The following is a 4,526-nucleotide window of genomic DNA, read 5'->3' on the forward strand; positions in this document are numbered from 1 at the left end:
GCGGAATGGAGGCTCCATTCCGGATGGGGTACGTGGGGAGGGCAGGGCCATGCGCGGAATGGAGATTCCCTTCCCGAGGGAGACGAGGCGGGCAGGCTCATGCCCGGAATGGAGGCTCCATTCCGGATGGGGCGGGCCGGAGGGTGACAGGCCCGCGCGCGGAATGGAGGCTCCATTCCGGATGGGGCGGGCCGGAGGGTGACAGGCCCGCTCACGGAATGGAGGCTCCATTCCAGATAGGGCCGGGGCGGGCGGACCCATGGGCGGAACAGAGGCTCCATTCCGGATGGGGGTAGGGGCCGTGACTCAGAACGCGCTGCAGGAGCCGTTGCGGCAATTGGGCGCGAGGCCGGAGCAGGCGGGCCCCGTCCCACAGCGGCACCCGCCGGTGGCGCAGTTGTCGGCCCGCTGGGCCGAGCACTCCGTGCACGTGGCCCCGTTGATGCCGCACGCGGTGAGCGTGTTGCCCGTCCGGCAGTCGCTCCCGTTGCTGTCGCAGCACCCCGCGCAGGTGTCCGGGTCGCAGACGCAGACGTTGCCATCGCAGCGCTCGCCCTCTCCACAGGGAGTGCCCCGGGTGCCGCACGAGCACGCCCCAGCCGCCGTACACACGTTCGCGCGCCCGCCCACGGTGCAGTCGACGCATGCCAGTCCACTGCCGCCACAGGCCACCGCCGACGTGGTGGCCACGCACCCGCCGCCGGGCAGGACGCACGTGGTGCACCCACCGCCCGCGTCCGGAGTCCCCGCATCCGTCCCCGCGTCCGGCTCACCCGCATCCGGCTCGCCACCGTCGGGAGCCCCACCGTCCGGCCCGCCCGCGTCCGGCGTGCCTCCGTCCGGCCCTGGCCCGGGGTCCTCGATGGGCGACAACTGGAGCCGCAGCTCCGTCTCCTCGCCCTTGCGCGGGAGGACCTCCGTGCTGGCCCGGGCGATGGCCACGCCGCCCGCGAGCGCATCCACCTCCAGCAGGAACGGCACGTCTGGCGGCGAGTTGAAGCGCACGCGCAGCGTCTGCTCGCCGGAAAAGGGCGCGCCCTCCGGCTCCGGCCGCCGCTCGGGACCGAACCAGGGAGCGCCGTCGCGCACGCCGCGCAACTCCAGCTGCGTGGCCCCGTCCGCGCCCTCGACGCGCAGGAACAGCGAGGTGCCGTCATCGCTGCAAGCCGTGGCACAGGCCAGCAGCAGCGCCAGGAACACGCGGGTGGCGCGCCTCATGGCACCGTCACCGTGCCCAGGTTCGCGCGCGGCTCGCTGGAGCGCGTGAGCAGCACCGTGGTGGTGGCCGCCCCCGCCGCGACGATGCCCACGCCCACCCAGAACCAGCGGTTGCGCAACAGCCCGGGCCCGGAGGACTTCGACTCGGTCTGCGCCGGCCGCGGTGCCAGAGAAGCTTCCAGCCGCTTCGCGGCCTCGGCCCGCTCCTGCTCGGCCTGCTTCGCCTCCACCGTCGCGATGAGCTCGCGCACCACCGGCGCGTCCGGGGAGTCCGGCTCCAGCGCGAGGTAGCGACGGTAGAAGAAGGCGGCCCGCTCGTACTGCCCGAGCTGCCGGTGGCACTGGCCAATGTTGAAGAGCAGCGCCGGCTCCGGCACCAGCCGGTACGCCTCCGAGTAGCCGTTCAGCGCCTCCTCGAAGTTGCCCAGGTCGTACTCCCGCTGCGAGGAATCGAAGAGCTCCCGCGCGGCGGCCTTGGGGTCCTCCTGCGCGGCGGTGGCGCTCGGCCTTGGCGGCCCGGCGGACGCGTCCGCCGCGGCGAGCATCGCCAGGAGCAGGAGGCTACTTGCGGAACGGATCAAGGGTGCCATCGGGGCTGGTGAGTCTAGCGCCCCGCTTGGGCGCCGAGGGGGACCTTCCACCCTCCCGGACCGGCTTCGCGGGCGTCAGCGCCACCTCCACGTCCGCCCCCGGCTCCGGCCGCACCGTGGCCTCCGCGGGCTGGTGGCCGCGCAGCTCGAAGCGCAGCGGCTGGGGCTCGGACAGGGTGAGCTCCAGCGGCGTGACGCCGAGCGCCTCGCCCGAGTCCCGATGGAACACCTTCGCCCCGGCCGGCGTCGAGCGGATGCTCAGCACCACCTTCGCCGGAGGGGGAGGCGGCACCGCCACCGGGACGATGGCGGGCGTCGGCGCGACCACGGCCGCGGGCGCCACGGTGGGCTCGGGCGCGGGCTTCGCGCTGGACCACACCAGCGCCCCTGGAATCGCGAGCAGCGCCACACCCGCCACCGCCGCCAGCGGCCAGTGGCGGCGCGACGGAGCGGGGGAGGGGGACACCGGCGCGGCCTCGGCGGGCACGGCCACCACGAGCGGAATGGGCTCCCGCGCGAAGGGGCGCAGCACGTCGGCGAGCGCCTCCATGGAGGGGAAGCGGTGCGCCGGGTCCTTCTCCAGACACCGCATCACCGCGGCCGACAGCGCGGCGGGAATCGGCTCGCCGCCGGGCGTCTTCTCCGGCAGCGGCGGCGGCGGACGCACGAGCAGGTCCACCGCCCACTGGCCCAGCTCCGTCGCTTCGATGGGACGCCGCCCGGAGAGCAGCTCGTACAGCACCGTCCCCACGGCGTAGAGGTCCGCGCGGCCATCCACCTCCAGCCCCGACGCCTGCTCCGGCGACATGTACCCCGGCGTGCCAATCACCGCGCCCGCGAAGGTCTCCGGGTTCTGCGGCAGGCGCGTGCTCGTCAGCTTCGCCACGCCGAAGTCGAGCACCTTCACGAAGTCCGTCTCCCCGGCCCGCGTGGTCAGGAAGATGTTGTCCGGCTTGATGTCGCGATGGACGATGCCCGCCCGGTGCGCCGCCCCGAGCGCGGCGCAGAGCTGCTCGCCGATGCGCGCCACCCGCCGCACCGACAGCGGCTCGCCCTGCTGCAGGAGCTGCCTCAGGCTGGCGCCGCCGAGCAGCTCCAGCACGCAGTAGAAGCGGGGAATCGCCCCCGTGGGCGCGGGCTCCTCGACGAAGTCGAAGATCTCCACGATGTTCTCGTGGTTGATGGCGTTGACCGCCCGCGCCTCCTGGAAGAAGCGCTGCACCAGCGAGCTGTCCGTGCCGTGCTGCGGCTTGAGAATCTTCACCGCCACCAACTTGTCCAGCCGCACGTGCCGCGCGACGAAGACCACGCCCATGGCGCCTTCGCCCAGGACGCGCTCCAGCCGGTAGTTGCCCAGCACCTCGCCCAGGTTCGCCACGGGGGTGGCGCCGCTGGCGGCGAGCAGGGACGGCGACGGCGCGGACACCGGCGTGGGCACCGTGGACGCGTTCGGCGGGGGCGGCGTGCGGAACCACGTGGGCCCCGCGCCGTCGGACCGCAGCGCGTCGTCGAGCGCCTTGCGCGCCTCCGCGAGGTCCACGTACCGGGCCTCCGGCTCCGCGTCCAGGCAGCGCAGGAGCACGGCGTTCAGAACCGCCGCGGAGCCCCGCAGCGGCGCGGGCGGCGCGCCCGGGGCACTGCCCGAGGCCGCCTCGTAGAGCAGCACGCCGAGCTGCCGCACCTGCTCCCGGGGCTCCACCGGCGCCGCGTCCACGCCCGGCGCCAGCGACGCCGACAGCCGCGCCACCCCGTTCTCCAGCACCACGCGATCCGCCGACAGCGCGCTGTCCGCCGGCACGCCCACCCGCGCGAGGAAGGTGCTCAGCGGCTCGGCCAGTTCCACCACCTCGCGCGGCGACAGCCGGCCGAACTCGCGCAGGTACGCGCCGAGCGTCTGCGGCGCCGGTGCGGCGGTGAATTCGGAAGGCGCGTCCGTCGGTGGCGGCGTGGGCTCGTCACGCCGGGCGCCCGATGGCTCGTCGGAGGATGGCATGCGCTGACATTGGGATTGTGAAGCCGCACTGCCCATACATGCAAGTGACGGCAGGTGCCTGTCGTGGATCCGACTGTGACTCACAGTGGCCCAGGTAGGCAGCGCACACGCGGAGGACTTAACTTGGCAATCCGCTTCGGGCCGGTGCCCTTTCGGGAGGCAGCATGGAGACCCTTTCCAGGTCGGTCTATGACAGCGCCCTGAACCGTCAGCTCCAGGTGCTGCGGGAAGTGCTCGCGAGCCAGTCGCTCAATCCGGAATCGGTGGAAGCCTTGGAGAAGCTGGCCCACAAGCTGGTGGAGCGCGGCCAGCGCCTGCGCCGGCTGGGGCAGATGCTGAAGGGCCAGGCCGAGCTGGTGGACCTGCCGGGAGAGCCCACCACGCCCGAGGTCCTCAAGGCCTCCGTGGAACGCTCCGACGAGCAGCTCCTCCAGGAGCTTCCGGACCTCATCGCACGGCTGCGCACGATGTGCTCCTGACGCGCCCAGCACGCCGCGTCCAGGTCGCTGTTTCCTGGCCAACATTCTCGGGGGGCAGTGTCGCCTGGTGACCAACCAGGCCCATCCGGGGGGCTGGCCCAAGTCCGCGTCAATGTTGGAGAACACCGCCTCGCTAAGAGATTCCCGTCCCACGGCAGCCGAAGGCTGCGCCGTTCCCGGACCGACCAGGGGCTCACATGACGACGAAGAAGGATGTCTCTTATCCACATCTCCGCGCCAACGAGA

Annotated in this window: 4 protein-coding genes; 1 reads left to right on the top strand and 3 read right to left on the bottom strand. The window is 73.0% G+C overall.

Annotated features, from left to right (window positions below):
- Positions 1 to 306: 306 nt before the first annotated feature.
- From HG543_RS56720 to HG543_RS51770, 3 genes are read right to left on the bottom strand one after another with little or no spacing between them, the layout of a single operon-like run.
- Positions 307 to 1,218: a hypothetical protein gene (locus HG543_RS56720; protein WP_169352383.1), complete on the bottom strand. Its 912-nt coding sequence runs from the start codon at positions 1,216 to 1,218 to the stop codon at positions 307 to 309.
- On the bottom strand, positions 1,215 to 1,799 hold the full coding sequence (locus HG543_RS51765; protein WP_246357916.1) for a tetratricopeptide repeat protein: 585 nt from the start codon (positions 1,797 to 1,799) through the stop codon (positions 1,215 to 1,217). Before HG543_RS51765 ends, HG543_RS56720 begins: the two co-directional genes overlap by 4 nt.
- Positions 1,780 to 3,801 (bottom strand): protein kinase domain-containing protein, encoded by a 2,022-nt coding sequence (locus tag HG543_RS51770; RefSeq protein WP_169352384.1) that lies wholly within the window; start codon positions 3,799 to 3,801, stop codon positions 1,780 to 1,782. The genes HG543_RS51765 and HG543_RS51770 overlap by 20 nt, the downstream gene beginning before the upstream one ends.
- Before the next feature lie 164 nt (positions 3,802 to 3,965).
- Between HG543_RS51770 and HG543_RS51775 the strand changes: the two genes are divergently transcribed.
- Positions 3,966 to 4,280, top strand: coding sequence for a hypothetical protein (locus tag HG543_RS51775; protein ID WP_169352385.1), 315 nt, complete (start codon positions 3,966 to 3,968; stop codon positions 4,278 to 4,280).
- Positions 4,281 to 4,526 lie beyond the last annotated feature (246 nt).

Origin of the sequence: Pyxidicoccus fallax, assembly GCF_012933655.1 — a bacterium.
In the GTDB taxonomy this organism is placed as follows: domain Bacteria; phylum Myxococcota; class Myxococcia; order Myxococcales; family Myxococcaceae; genus Myxococcus; species Myxococcus fallax.

What these genes read in the sequence shown, in the direction of transcription:
- HG543_RS51770 (WP_169352384.1), bottom strand. Translation starts at nt 3,801, where the DNA reads ATGCCATCCTCCGACGAGCCATCGGGCGCCCGGCGTGACGAGCCCACG.
- HG543_RS51775 (WP_169352385.1), top strand. Translation starts at nt 3,966, where the DNA reads ATGGAGACCCTTTCCAGGTCGGTCTATGACAGCGCCCTGAACCGTCAG.
- HG543_RS56720 (WP_169352383.1), bottom strand. Translation starts at nt 1,218, where the DNA reads ATGAGGCGCGCCACCCGCGTGTTCCTGGCGCTGCTGCTGGCCTGTGCC.